A 14,053-nucleotide genomic window follows, 5' to 3' on the forward strand; every position below is an offset into this window, starting at 1 on the left:
CTAATTGTTATATAAAGGGAAAACATTAACTATGTTTTCCTCTTTTTTGAATAATTTCTGGGCTTGAGCAAAATCATTTAAAATTAATTGGTAATCAACTTGGTCATCTGGCCTACTTTTGGTCTTAATATCTGAAATTTCAGAGATTAATTGGCCGTCATGAGCAAAAGCGCTAAACTGTGAATTTTTACTATAACTAATAAAATATTGCCTTTTTTCCTTTTTTTTAAAGGATAAAAGATTAAAAGTCGAACAAGTTCAGAGATTTATATTGCCTAATTGGGCTAGAGTTCTAAAAAATGTCAGTCCAACCCTGCATCCTGTAAATGTGCCTGGTCCTAAATTAATGTAAAAATCACTAAAATCTGAAATTTTTAGATTATTTTTTGACAAAATATTAGCAACTAATTCAGGAAGCAAATCAGCTTTATTTTTAATTTCGACTATATTAGAATCGACTAGGTCGAAATTTTTGTCAAAAATTGCTAAAACTAGATTTTGACTTACAGTATCAATAAAAAATTTCATAATTAAAACTATATTTTAATATAAAATTTGTTTTTAACTATAAACATTAGAACGAAATTCTGCAGGGTATCTTCTTCATGTCAAAAAGTATTTTTTTGGCTTATCGGGTTGAAAATTTACATTAGAAACTCTAATTCGGTATTGGCCGTCTTCAAATGCTTTAAAGCTAATTTTGTCAAACGGACTTATATCCGAGTTTGCTTCAATAATTTTTTGTCAACTTCCACGATAAATTTCGATTGAAATATCAAAATCATTTACTTTATAATTTGGCTGACCATAAAGTAAATCACTCACTCCATCACGGAGTGTTTTACCAAAATTATAAAAAAAACCTTTAAATCCCGATAAGTATTCGCCCACAACTTCTTTTTCAGAAAATTTATCATGAAAAACAAGTGCTGAAAATTTTTGATCTTTTAAAAGTTCAAAAGGCTCACTTACATAATCATTTCCATCATAATTATTGTATAAATAATTACCTTGTTCCAGAGTAAAATAGGCATCTTTGTAATTTATAAACCCAAAACCTTCGGTTGAATGGACACCATTAAATCCTAAATTGCTATTTTCCGATGGTTGAGCCGTTAATGATAAAGCTGAAATTATTTTTAAATTCCTTTCTTTTAAGTTTTCATAAGAGTCAAAACTTGATGAAAGTCCACTAAAAATAGCGGCAATTAGGAAAGCTGAGTAAAATTGTATGTTTGAATCACGAATATTTAACTGATAGGCAAATTTTAATTCTGGAAGTATAAAGTGGTTTGATTTTACCACTCCAGTGCTATTTCCAAAATTTTTTACATAATTAAAAAGTCGCGAATCTTTCTTAAATCTGTCGTCTTGTTTTGCAAAAATGCTGAAATTACTATTAATTTCATCGCCTGGAATTCTACTTCCGTCAAAAAAATTTATTATTCCAGTTTTATCGCTTCAAAAATCAAGAAAATCTCCAAATTTTATTAAGTCTCTCCCATTTGTAAAAAACTCGTTTAAAAAAGTTCTTTTTTCTTTGTACAAGTGCAAAACCATCTCGACCCCAACGGTTTCAAAGTGTGCAATCCCTTTAGCTCATTGTTCCTTTGTTTTAAAACGGTAAATAATTAAATTTGAATTAGGTGCAAAAAACTGAAAAATTTTTTGCAAATTGTTAAAATCATTGTTATTTTCGTCCCCGTTTTCTTCAATAAAAACTCCAACTTTAACATTTCTATTTACTTTATTTAAATTTGCATCGAAATTTAAGTTTGAGGCAAGCCCCTTAAAATCAAAACTTGAGTTTTGATACTGGTGAAAATCACTAGATTTTTGACTAAAAAGTAAAAAAGGACTTAATATTGTTAAACCTGGCAAAATAAGTCGCTTAAAAATTCCCTTAATTTTCATCATGATCACCTTCTTCTTTTTCCTCACACATAATTAAATAATTGGCTACTTTTTGGGTAAAAAAAATAAAAACGACACTTTTTTCCTAAATTTTTCCTTTTTTGTAAATAATCGATTAAAATAAAGTATAATTAAATAAAATTTTTTGAGATAACATGAAGTCAACTATTCTAATTAAACTTTCGGGTGAAAGTCTTGCTAACAAACAAAAATCACTCGCAATTGATTATGAACTTGTCGGTCGAATTGGCCATCAACTTAAAGAAATTCAAAAATTAGGTTATAAAATTTTAATTGTGATTGGCGGTGGAAATTTTTGGCGTGGAACTTCCGCTGCAAAAAATGGAATAAATCGAAATACTGCAGATTATATTGGCATGCTAGGGACGGTAATGAATGGACTAGCCCTTGATTCAGTTTTTCGCGATTTGAAAATTAAAACTCGCGTTTTGTCTTCAATGAGTTTGGATCCTCGAATTTGTGAGTATTTTGTTCGAGAAAAAGCTATTAAATATCTCTCAGATGGTCATGTTTTAATTCTTGTCGGTGGAACAGGTCGTCCATTTTTTACAACAGACAGTGCCGCTACCCTTTTTGCTTCTGAAATGGATGCAAATTTAATTCTAGTTGGTAAAAATAATGTAAACGGGGTTTTTGATTCTGATCCTAAAATTAATCCAAATGCAATAAGATATGATAAAATTACTTATGATCAAGTTATTGAAAAAAATCTGAAAGTGATGGATTCAACAGCCTTTTCCATGGCGCGCGATAACAAGATTCGACTATTAATTTTTGACATTAAAGAAGAAAACAGCATAGTTAAATTAATAAAAGGTCAAATCAAACATACGGAGGTCTATTAAAATGAAATCTGAAATTGAATTCAATTTTTATAAAGAAATTCTAGATCAAAAAGCGCAAGATGTTTATTCCTATTTGGAAAAAAGCTTCCAAAAAGTAAGTGTTGGCGCACCAAACCCCCAATTAATTTCCCATATTAAAGTTAGTTTTTACGGGACATTAACCCCAATTAATGAAATTGCATCAATTTCAACCCCTGTACCTTTACAACTTTTAGTAAAACCTTATGAATTTTCACTTGTAAAGGAAATTGCAACCGCAATTGTTGCATCAAAAATTGATGCTCAAGTTCAAAAAGAAGCTAACCAAGTCCGTATAATTTTTCCTGAACCAACACAGCAAAAACGCCAGGAAAGCGTTCATTTATTAAAAAAAATTCACGAAGAAGCCAAAGTTAAAATACGTCTAATTCGCCAAGATGTTAATAAATTAATAAAAAAAGAAGAGCTTTCCGAGGATCAAGAAAAAGACTATCTCAATCAGGTTCAAAAAACAATCAATTTACAAATAGAAAAAATTGATGAAATTTACGAAAAAAAAGTAAAAGAAATTCAAACTATTTAAAAAATGCGGGCATTTTTCCCAAATTTTACATCTAAGGAATTTTTATATCGCTTTTTATCCTCAGTTTTTATTATCGCAATAATTGCCCCAATTTTATTTGTAGGCTATTATTGGCATTTTTGAGGACGAATAATTTCCTTTGGTGTTTTAGCGTTTATTTTATTTTATAGTTTGTATGAAATTTTTGTTCACTTTCAATCTAGAAAAATTTTTGCTGCAATATCTGCATCATTAGGTTTTTTACTATTTTTATTACCTTCAAATTTTAATTTAAATCAGATCTATTTTTCTAAGGACATTGAGTTTAGTTGAAGTTTAATAGAATTTTTTGTAAAAGAACAAGTTTTAGATTATCATATTTTTTTTACCTTACCTTTTTTATTAGTTATTAGATTTATGGATTCTAAACAAAAAACTAGTTCTGGTTTTTTTTCTGATATTGTACTTAAATTTATAATTATTTTTATAGTTACATTATTTTTCAAATTTTTATGAATATTAAACACATTTAATGTGTTTTTGGTTATTAGTTTGGCTTTAATTGCCGTAATTTCAGACATTTTTGGCTATATTTTTGGTTCAATTTTTGGAAGAAAAATATTTCCTTGAAAATTTGATTTTTCTCCCAAAAAATCAATGGAAGGCTTCATTTTTTCCTTCATTTTTTCCTTAATTTTTACTTTATTAATTTTTTTAAATCTAAATTTCGGAATTCAATTGAATAATTGACTATTATTTAAAATTTTGGCAGTAATTTTTTTGCCAATTGTAGCTATTTTTGGTGACATATTTTTTTCTGTTATAAAAAGATATTTGAATATAAAGGATTTTTCACAAATTATTAAGGGGCATGGTGGAATTTTTGACCGACTTGACTCTATTAGTTTTGTTTTTTTATCATTTTCAGTAATTATTCTAACAATTTAATTTTTTCTTTTTTAAAAAGAATGAGGGTGGCTATGAATGTAAGGTTCAAAAAATTTTGTGAGTGAGTTAATTGGCAAATACCGCCAGATTGAGATGATGTTCAAATAATTCAAAACGAAAATTCAAACAAAGATAATGCCTCAAATGAATTTTCAGCAATACTAAAAAAAACTACCCTACCAAAATTTTTTGATTTATATTCATTTATTAAGTTAATTTCAACAATTAATAAAAAATCCTCAATTTCAAGTTGTAAAATTAATTTTGATTATGAAATTGAACAGAATAATTTTCATGATCATGAATTATTAGAATACCTAAACGGTTTAATGGAAACGATTTCAAAATCTAAAAATTTTTTTACAGATAAAGAAATCGTAAGAGCTGGTTCAGCTAAATTTAAAATTTTCTTTTCAGATCTAGAAAGCTTTAATTCTTTTAAAGAGTACGAAAATAAATTGCTGAAAATAATAAAAAAAATTGGCCTAATTCATTTAGATCTAGAATTTATACTTGAAGACAAGCAATTACCGCCTCAAAAAGAATTAAATTTATCCATAGAAAGAGTTTTGCATCCTTCAACATCTCAAATTTCTGTTCGAAAGAAAAAAACCTCCAAAAAATGCAATAATTTTGAGCTTATTAATTTAAAATTCATTCGCTCACACAAGAATTCAAATGTCGAATTCCATGGCGAAATTTATAAAATTTCAACAATAAAATCAAAAAACGGTGGGCAAATTTTAAAAGTTTATGTAAATGACTATGAATACACAGAAGCAGTTGTTGTTGATAAATTTTTGCGAGCAAATCAAAATTTTGACTTAAAAGTTGGTGATTTAGTAAAAATTCGGGCTGAAATCAAGGACACAACTTCGCGATATAAGTCAAATATTGATCTAGATTTGTGTGACATTACTAAAATAGAAGCATCTGACTTTTTTCCTGAACAAAATATTGATACTGCTATTGAAAAAAGAGTCGAAATTACCGCTAGAACTTGAAAATCAACTATGGACGGAATCTCAAGTGCAAGCGTATACGTTCGTCACGCATTAAAAAATGGATATTCGGCAATTGGAATAGCTGATTTAGATTCAGTCCAAGCTTTTCCTGAGTTTTACGGCGCTATTAAATCCACAAATATTAAGCCTATTTACGGCTCAACTTTTTCAACATATTCATCAAAAATTGAAAAAGTTTTAAATTTTAACGGTAAAAATCAGCAACTAAATTCAGCAAGATTTGTCATTTTTGACTTAGAAACAACGGGACTTTCATCATATTATAATGAAATTATTGAATTTGGTGCGCTTGTTTTTCAAGATGGCATTGAAATTGAAAAACATCAGTTTTTTATTAAACCATCAGAAAAAATACCATATTTAATTACAAAAATTACTGGAATTACCCAGCAAATGATTGACGAACTTGCCATTCTGCCAGGCGTTGCTGTTGAAAAAATAGAAAAAATTATTAAAAATTCGGTTCTAGTGGCCCATAATGCAAATTTTGACTTTAATTTTTTAAATCAATTTTTTAAAAAACATGCACAAAAATCAGTGGAAAATCCAATTATTGATACGCTCGAAGTAAGTCGTTTTTTGAATCCTTCAGAAAAAAGTCATAGTCTTAAAAATGTTGCAAAAAGATTTGAAATTTATTATGATGATGAGGTAGCTCACCGGGCAGATTATGATGCGCAAATTTTATCTAATGTTTGGCGAAATTTTCTTAATACATTACAAAACCAAAATATTCAAGATTTAGAGCAACTTTCATCAGTAAAAAATTCAATTTTTGATCTTCGACCAGAAAAAATTTTTCCAAAACAGTTGACAATATTGGCCAAAAATCAAATCGGTCTAAAAAAACTTTATAAATTAGTATCGCTAGCAAACACAGAAAATTTAATTTCCCGTCCACTAATTTTTTATGACAAAATGGAAAAAGACCCTGATTTATTGGTAGGTTCAGGAGGAATCGATTCGCTTTTGATCCAGAATTTACTTTATTTTGGGCCTGACAGTGTTGAAAAATTTGAAAAAATATTCGATTTTATCGAAGTTCCGCCTCCAACTGCATTTGTTCATTTAGTAAAACGGGAAATTTTTACACAAAATCAGATTGAAGATTTGATAAAAAACTTGTTGAATTTGGCAAAAAAATTAAAAATTCCAGCTGTTGCAATTGGTGATGTTCGTTATTGCCAGTCTCGTGAAAAAATTTTTCATGAACTTTATATTTATGCAAAAGGTGTCGGCGGAGTTAATCATCATTTGTTTGATCATCAAGAAAAAGAACGAAAAGACCCTAAAAACAGTCATATTTTTCCCGATAAGCATTTTTTTACAACTGATGAGTTAAAAAAACAGTTTGAATTTTTACAAAATCCTGAATTAGTTGATGAATTTGTGGTAAAAAATTCTAATTTAATTGCTAATTCAATTTCAGATAGCATTGAAATTATCAAACCCGGCCTTCACCCGCCAGAATTTGATAATTCCGAAATTAATTTAAAAGAAACTGTTTACAAAAATGCATATAAAAAATACGGAAATCCTTTGCCAGAAATAATCAAAACTAGAATAGAAAAGGAACTTATTCCAATAATTCAGCACGGTTTTCACGTTGTTTATTGAATTTCAAAACGAATAGTCGATGAAGCCAAATCTCAAGGTGCAATCGTCGATTCTCGTGGGTCAGTAGGTTCTTCTATTGTTGCATATTTGACCGGAATCACAGATGTAAACCCACTTTTACCACATTATTTGTGCCAAAAATGTTCTAAAGTGGAATTTTTTGACTCACAAGAATTTTTATCAGGTTATGATTTGCTAGACAAAGAATGTCAAAATTGCGGTCAACTTATGGATAAAGACGGTCATAACATCCCTTTTGAGACTTTTTTAGGATTTAATGCCGAAAAAGTTCCTGACATTGATCTAAATTTTTCAGGCGAAACACAACTTAAAATGCACGATTTTGTTCGTGATCTTTTTGGAAAAGATAAAACATTTCGCGCTGGAACTATTTTGACAAATGCCGAAAAAACTGTTTTTGGTCTAGGGCGAAAACTTGGCGAATTTAGGGCGATGTATGATTCAAAATTTGATCTTAACCGTGAAGTTTCATATTTTACAAATACATTTCTCGATTTTCTGGCCACAAAAGCCCAAGGTGTAAAACGAACATCAGGAAAACACGCAGGTGGAATTATAGTTATCCCTCAAAACCGTGAAATTGAAGATTTTACCCCTATTAATTTTCCAGCAAATAATGAAAAATCAGACTGAAAAACAACGCATTTTGATTATAATGCGCTTCATGATAACCTCTTGAAACTAGATATTTTAGGTCATGATGATCCGACAATTTTGCTTCATTTAGAGGAAATTACTGGAGTAAAATCCGATCAAATTCCAAAAAGTGACCATAAAATCTTATCACTTTTTACCTCTGCAAAAGAATTAGGTATACAACCAGGTCAAATGCTTGGTGAACAGACAGGAACAATTGGAATTCCAGAATTTGGAACTCCTTTTGTTAGAAGAATGCTTCAAGTTGCACAAGTAAAATCTTTTGCTGATATTGTTGCAGTTTGTGGTCTAGCTCACGGAGGTGGAGTTTGGCAAAATAATGCCGAAGTGCTAATTTCCAAAAAAAACCACGCAATTAACGAGGTAATTTCCTGTCGTGACGATATTATGATTTATCTTTTAAGAATGAAACTAGATCATCTTGATGCCTTTAATATTATGGAAAAAGTTCGAAAAGGGAAAGGACTTACACAAAGCGAAATTGATATTTTAACTGAAAAAAAAGTGCCAACTTGGTATATTGACTCATTGCAAAAAATTGGCTATATGTTTCCAAAAGCCCACGCGGTTGCTTATGCAATGAAAGCTTGAAAAATCGCATATTTTAAACTATATCACCCACTTGCATTTTATTCATCATATTTTTCTATCAGACCTGATGTTAAAGATATTGATACATTAATTCAACCGGCAGACAAAATTGAGGCTAAAATTCTGACACTACAACAAAGGCAAACAAATCAAAACGGATCAGGCCAAGCTTTAACCCCAAAAGAAAAGGATTTAATTCCCTTTTTAGAAATCAGTCTTGAACTAAAACTACGAGGATTTGAAATTGAAAATGTTAACCTTTTAATGTCAGATGCTCAAAATTGAATTGTTAATAAAGAAAATAATTCATTAATTCCACCATTTATTTCAGTTGATGGAATTGGTGATATTAATGCCCGAAAAATCATTCAAGCCCGTAATTTACGACCTTTTTCGTCAATTGAAGATTTTCAAACCAGGACAGAAACAAATAATACTGCGCTAAAAAAATTAATACAACTGGGAGTTTTTGATAAAATTTCTAAGACAACACAAGTAAATTTATTTGACTAATCAAAAACAACAAAAAGCGAGTAAAATTATGAATATCGCTGGCAAAGTTTTATGCAAAGTCAAATCTTTACATAAAACATATTTTTGGGTTTCAATGCCTGAAGACTATGTTGGTGTTGTTTTTTTAGATGCAAAACAACTGACAAATGGTCGAAAAATTGATAATTATTACCAAATAGCGCAACAACTTATTCTAAAAATTGAGATAATTTCTCATTTTAACAAGAAAGCATCACTTTCAGATATTCGTAAAGTAATTTACTACAATGATGCCGAACATCTTTTAGAAACTCAATCAGGATTTAAAAATCTACAAAAATTATGCCAGGAGCAAATAAATTCTGAGTCTGAGTTTAGAAATAAAATCACCCGACTTTCCCAGTTTAATGAGAAAATCTTAAAAAAGTCTCGTGTTTTGGGGACTTTTTTAACTCTTTTGGCAAAAGTTTATTTCTGACCTTATTACCTAATTTACCGATTTATTAAGAAATAAAAGTAAAAATCATATATATGTCAAATATTTGGATCACTAGGAACACCAAGTGATTTTTAAATATCATTTGTTTATCTAAAGTGTAAATTCAACCCTTTGTCTTAATTTTTGTAATCAAACTGGCAAACCCAGGAAAATAACTATAAAAGCAAAAACACTAAATTTTAAATCTAACCCAAGTAACATCGAGTTGATCATGGCTTTTTAATATAATATAGTATAATATAATTAGCTACTTTCTATATCTAATGATAAATTGAAGGAGGCTTTAAATGCTAAAATTATCCAAATTTAAAATCATTTTTGGAATAACAACTTTTGCTACAGCTGTTACTTTGCCTTTTTTAATATTAAGTATTAATGAAAAAACTGTCAAAAATCATAAAAATATATCTGAGACAACTTTCTCTAAAACATTAAAATCCGAATCTCTGAAAATAATTTCAGCTTTAAAACAAAAAAATGCCGAGTCCTTTTCTTCTACTAACGAGAATACTGAAGAACATATTAAGGATTTTCCAAAATTTGAAAAAGATTTTCAAGATTTTATCGATGAAGTTTCACAAAACCCGAATTTAAACTTGGAAAAAATTGCTAAAGAAAAATTGCTAAAAAAAGGTGTTACCGCCGATAATATAGAAAAAATATTTGCTTCAAAAAATTCAAAAAATGATAAAATTCAAAATCAAGATTTACTTGTTAAGCCTCAATCCTTTTCTTCTAAGAGCGCTCCTAATTTAAAAATGAAAGAATTTGCAAATAAACTTTGGAATCAACACGTTTCCAATGCCGCATTTGCTGCTATAAATTACGGTCTTGCAGTGGCTTATGGAGTTATTTGAATGTGGGGATCAGCGTTTGCTAGCACTATTGCTGGCAGTGTCTCAACAGCCCTTTCAGTTCTATACAAAGATGCTTATAATTCTCTTGTGTATGACAAAAATTGAGATGCTATTAAAGAAATAGATACTATTTATTATACTAAAGAAGCATCTAAAGCATCATCTCGTATTAGTATCGTATCATCAACACTCAAAATTTTAGAAATGTGAAAAAAATTAAGAGCTGGACAAAAAGCAGCGATGGTTGCTCTAAATGCGGTAAAATGGGTTAATCCCCAAATTATTATTGTGTTATCTGCAATAGATGTTCTCCAATCAGTTATTTCCTTAGGTTAATTAAAAAAATGAACTTTTGATCAAGAGTTGAAAAATTTCTAAACCTTAAAATACCAAAAAAATTTTCAATAATCCCGTTTTTGTCTAATATTTTGTATTTTAGCCTTTTTGTCTATTTAGTTTTTCTGTTTAATCCTTATAAGCGAAAAAAGCATTATTTTTTGCTTATTTTGTTTTTTTTAATAAGCTATCCATTTCCTTATCTCGCAATTGTTTCAATGTTAAGTTTGAGTCATAATGGAGATTTTTTAAGACATTTTTATTTAAAAATTTTTAACAATTTTTTTATTTTGCATTTGTTTGAAATAATTACTTACTTAATTTTTTATTTCCCATATTCATATGTTTGTAGTTTTTTACAAAAAATTTTCCGTTTTTATTTAATAAAAAAAGTGAAACAAAAATTAGGTCGACTAAATCCAGAAAATAAATTCGGTTTTTTAACTAACTTTGATTATGATAAATATTATAAATTTGCGTGCCAAAGAAAACTTTATTCACGTTATTTTGACATTAATAATTGACACCAATATGATCAAATTGTCGAAAATATTATCAAGTGAATAAATAACACTTTATGACATGCACAAGGTTATTTACCAAGATATTATTCTCATATAATTTTGGAAGTGTTTTTATTTAATTCTGATAATTCTGAAAATTCAGAATCAAAAATCAATCCAAAAAAATGAAAATATTTTTTAATATTTTATTTTATTTTTACAGCATTGCATTTTATATTTACATGATATCCACTTTGATTAGTTGCAGGATATCATTATTGAGACCAATTAAATGTGAATTTATATAAAGAACTTTTTGAAAGTGATGTTGCTGTTTGATTACTACCACTCTTATTTCTTTTTCTAGGTTATGTCATTATTCCTGTGGTTCTTTATTTCCCAAAAACATCGCTGACATTTTGACTTTTTGAAGGGTAAAAATTATTAAAATTAGCAGAAAAAATTCAGACAAATAATCTCTATCTATGATTTTGATTGTGCCACTTTTGCTAATTTTTCTACTAATTTATTTTACTTTGGGTCTTCCCGAGTTTCCCAGTTTGATGAGATAATTTTAAAAAAATCTCGGGCTTTCTATGCTTTTTTAACTTTTTTAGCAAAAGTTAATTACCTTTTTTTACTGATTTATTAAGATATCAAAGTAGAAATCATACCTATTTCAAATATTTTGATCACTAGAAACACCACCGCGATTTTTAAATATCATTTGCTGATTTGATGCGTTAAATTCAACCCTTCGTCTCAATTTTTGCCATCAAACTGGTAAACCACGGAAAAAATAATTCTTAATTCCACAATTTATTTCAGTTGATGGAATTGGTGATATTAACATCCTAAAAATCATTCAACCCCGTAATTTACGGCCTTTTTTGCCAATTGAAGATTTTCAGACCGGGACAAAAACAAACAATATAACACTAAAAAATTAATATAACTGGGAGTTTTTGGTAAAATTTCTAAAATAACACAAGTAAATTTATTTGATTAAACAAAAACAACAAAAAGTGAGTAAAATTATGGATATCGGTGACAAAGTACTATGTAAAATCAAATCTCTACATAAAAAATATTTTTGGGTTTCAATGCCTGATGGCTATGATGGCGTTGTTTTTTTAGATGCAAAACAACTCACAAATGGCCGAAAAATTGATAATTATTACCAAATAGGCCAACAACTTATTTTAAAAATTGAGACAATTTCTCATTTTAACAAAAAAGCATCACTTTTAGATACCCGTAGAGTAATTTACTACAATGAAGCCGAACATCTTTTAGAAACTCAATCAGGATTTAAAAATCTACAAAAATTATGCGAGGAGCAAATAAATTATGAGTCTAAGTTTAGAAATAAAGTCAAAAATAAACCTGAATTATAGTGAATTTCAGCAAAAAGTTGCTGAAATTCATGAAAAAATTAATTCAAAATCTAGTCCTGATATTAATTTTTTAGGGTGAAATGATTTTCCTAATTCCGCTGTTAATTTTGATGAAATTAAAAAAATGCAGCAAAAAATCCAAAAATTACATGATGAGTCTATTAATATTTTAGTTGTAATTGGAATTGGTGGTTCATATTTGGGCGCAAAAGCCGCTATTGATTTTACAGGTGGTCTTGGTCCTTTTGATAATAAACCTGAGGTTATTTTTTTAGGAAATTCGTTATCATCAACAGATTTAGCCCAAAAACTTGAATATTTAAAGACAAAAAAATTCGCAATTAATGTTATTTCCAAATCTGGATCAACAATTGAGCCAGCAGTAACATTTCAAATTTTATACCAATTTTTAGTTGATCAAGTTGGCGAAAAAGAAGCAAAAAATAGAACTTTTGTTACAACAGGCTTTAAATCTGGTGAACTTTTAGAAATAGCAAAAGCAAATAATTTTGAAACATTTGAAGTTATTGACTCAATTGGTGGTCGTTTTAGCGTTCTTTCATCTGTTGGATTTTTCCCAATGATATTTGCTGGAATTGATGTTTTTGAGGTAATTGAAGGAGCGAAACAAGCGCACAAGAGTTATTCAAAAGAGCTTGTTGAGGAAAATTTAGCCTATAAATACGCACTTTCTCGTTTTTTACTTTACAAAAATCACGACTATAAAACTGAAATTTTAGTTTCATATGAGCCATTTTTAATGTATTTTAATGAGTGGTGAAAACAACTTTTTGGTGAATCTGAGGGAAAAGATTTAAAAGGAATTTTTCCAGCTTCTGCAATTTTTACTACAGATTTGCATTCACTTGGTCAATTTATTCAATCAGGAACTAAAAATTTTTTTCAAACTGTAATTTATATAAATAAACCAAAATTTGACATTGAAATTAAAAAGTTACCAACTTTTGAAACAAAAATTAACACACTTTCAGGAAAAACTTTAAATGAAATTAATTATCAAGCATTTTTAGCAACAACAATAGCGCATTCAGAGCAAGGAAACAATCCTAATTTTGTAATTCAAATTGAAGACAGCTCGCCAAAAACATTCGGTCACTTAGTAATGTTTTTTGAAAAAGCATGTGCAATGTCGGCTTATTTGCTCGGAGTTAACCCATTTAATCAACCTGGTGTTGAAGATTACAAAAAGGAGTTAGTGAAAAATTTAGGCTGATCTAAGTAATTTTTTTGCCTTTTCCTGATCTTTCCAGTTTGATGAGATAATCTTAAAAAAGTGTCCGATTTTTTTGGGCACTTTTTTAACTTTTTTGGCAAATTCAGGAGTAATAACTATCAAAGCAAAAACACTAAATTTTAAATCTAACACTCATGAAAGAAAAATACAACAGCTATTTAAACTCAATGCAAATAGAAAACTCATTTTTATTTACAGTGAGCCTAAAAAAATATGTGAAGTTTTGAAAGAACAATAATTAAAAGCCCTAAATTTGTAGATTTCTAAACGGGTAAATTTAAGGCATTCCATCATATTTAAAAATATAATGGATAATTCGCATTTTCTGATTTTTTTATGACAAAAACATACGTGATTCCCCCTTAATTCAATATCAAAATTTATTAATTATTCTTAGTGATGCTAATTATAACATAACTTTATTTTAAACCAAGCATTTTTGCAAAAGGTTAATTTCGAAACTATAAAAATTAAGGTTTTAGCCTCAAAACACACGGATTTACTGGTATTTTTTGCATATTTAGATTCACTAAA

The 14,053-nt window shown here is 28.7% G+C and carries 12 protein-coding genes; 9 read left to right on the forward strand and 3 right to left on the reverse strand.

Annotation, left to right across the window (positions count from 1 at the left end; translation table 4 throughout):
* Together tsaB and KW512_RS02095 are read right to left on the reverse strand one after the other, a co-directional pair.
* Nucleotides 1-528 carry a tRNA (adenosine(37)-N6)-threonylcarbamoyltransferase complex dimerization subunit type 1 TsaB gene (gene tsaB, locus KW512_RS02090; RefSeq protein WP_258841191.1) on the reverse strand — a complete coding sequence of 176 codons (528 nt, stop codon included), beginning with the start codon at nucleotides 526-528 and terminating at the stop codon, nucleotides 1-3.
* A 33-nt stretch (nucleotides 529-561) separates the two neighbouring features.
* Nucleotides 562-1,917, reverse strand: coding sequence for a hypothetical protein (locus tag KW512_RS02095; RefSeq protein WP_258841192.1), 1,356 nt, complete (start codon nucleotides 1,915-1,917; stop codon nucleotides 562-564).
* Between the two features lie 152 nt (nucleotides 1,918-2,069).
* Between KW512_RS02095 and pyrH the strand changes: the two genes are divergently transcribed.
* From pyrH to KW512_RS02130, 7 genes are all read left to right on the forward strand, one after another.
* A complete protein-coding gene (pyrH, locus tag KW512_RS02100) occupies nucleotides 2,070-2,780 on the forward strand; it encodes a UMP kinase (protein ID WP_069099702.1) in 711 nt (236 codons plus the stop codon).
* A 1-nt stretch (nucleotide 2,781) separates the two neighbouring features.
* The gene (locus KW512_RS02105; protein ID WP_258841193.1) at nucleotides 2,782-3,342 is read left to right on the forward strand and encodes a ribosome-recycling factor; all 561 of its coding nucleotides are present in this window, start codon (nucleotides 2,782-2,784) and stop codon (nucleotides 3,340-3,342) included.
* Nucleotides 3,343-3,345: 3 nt separating this feature from the next.
* Complete coding sequence (locus KW512_RS02110) at nucleotides 3,346-4,269, forward strand: phosphatidate cytidylyltransferase (RefSeq protein WP_258841194.1); 924 nt, start codon at nucleotides 3,346-3,348, stop codon at nucleotides 4,267-4,269.
* A 32-nt stretch (nucleotides 4,270-4,301) separates the two neighbouring features.
* A complete protein-coding gene (locus KW512_RS02115) occupies nucleotides 4,302-8,693 on the forward strand; it encodes a PolC-type DNA polymerase III (protein WP_258841195.1) in 4,392 nt (1,463 codons plus the stop codon).
* A 94-nt stretch (nucleotides 8,694-8,787) separates the two neighbouring features.
* Nucleotides 8,788-9,186 carry a hypothetical protein gene (locus tag KW512_RS02120; protein ID WP_258841196.1) on the forward strand — a complete coding sequence of 133 codons (399 nt, stop codon included), beginning with the start codon at nucleotides 8,788-8,790 and terminating at the stop codon, nucleotides 9,184-9,186.
* A 272-nt stretch (nucleotides 9,187-9,458) separates the two neighbouring features.
* Nucleotides 9,459-10,364 carry a hypothetical protein gene (locus tag KW512_RS02125; protein ID WP_258841197.1) on the forward strand — a complete coding sequence of 302 codons (906 nt, stop codon included), beginning with the start codon at nucleotides 9,459-9,461 and terminating at the stop codon, nucleotides 10,362-10,364.
* A 392-nt stretch (nucleotides 10,365-10,756) separates the two neighbouring features.
* Nucleotides 10,757-11,305, forward strand: a complete 549-nt coding sequence (locus tag KW512_RS02130; protein ID WP_258841198.1) for a hypothetical protein — start codon at nucleotides 10,757-10,759, stop codon at nucleotides 11,303-11,305.
* A gap of 199 nt (nucleotides 11,306-11,504) precedes the next feature.
* Here the strand turns inward: KW512_RS02130 and KW512_RS02135 are convergent, their stop codons facing one another.
* A complete protein-coding gene (locus KW512_RS02135) occupies nucleotides 11,505-11,732 on the reverse strand; it encodes a hypothetical protein (protein ID WP_258841199.1) in 228 nt (75 codons plus the stop codon).
* Nucleotides 11,733-11,868: 136 nt separating this feature from the next.
* Here KW512_RS02135 and KW512_RS02140 point away from each other — a divergent pair, with 136 nt between their 5' ends.
* Together KW512_RS02140 and KW512_RS02145 are read left to right on the forward strand one after the other, a co-directional pair.
* On the forward strand, nucleotides 11,869-12,264 hold the full coding sequence (locus KW512_RS02140; RefSeq protein ID WP_258841200.1) for a hypothetical protein: 396 nt from the start codon (nucleotides 11,869-11,871) through the stop codon (nucleotides 12,262-12,264).
* The gene (locus tag KW512_RS02145) at nucleotides 12,218-13,507 is read left to right on the forward strand and encodes a glucose-6-phosphate isomerase (protein ID WP_258841201.1); all 1,290 of its coding nucleotides are present in this window, start codon (nucleotides 12,218-12,220) and stop codon (nucleotides 13,505-13,507) included. Before KW512_RS02140 ends, KW512_RS02145 begins: the two co-directional genes overlap by 47 nt.
* The last annotated feature ends 546 nt before the right edge of the window (nucleotides 13,508-14,053 follow it).

It is taken from the genome of Mesomycoplasma ovipneumoniae, from assembly GCF_024758565.1.
GTDB lineage: Bacteria > Bacillota_I > Bacilli_A > Mycoplasmatales > Metamycoplasmataceae > Mesomycoplasma > Mesomycoplasma ovipneumoniae_B.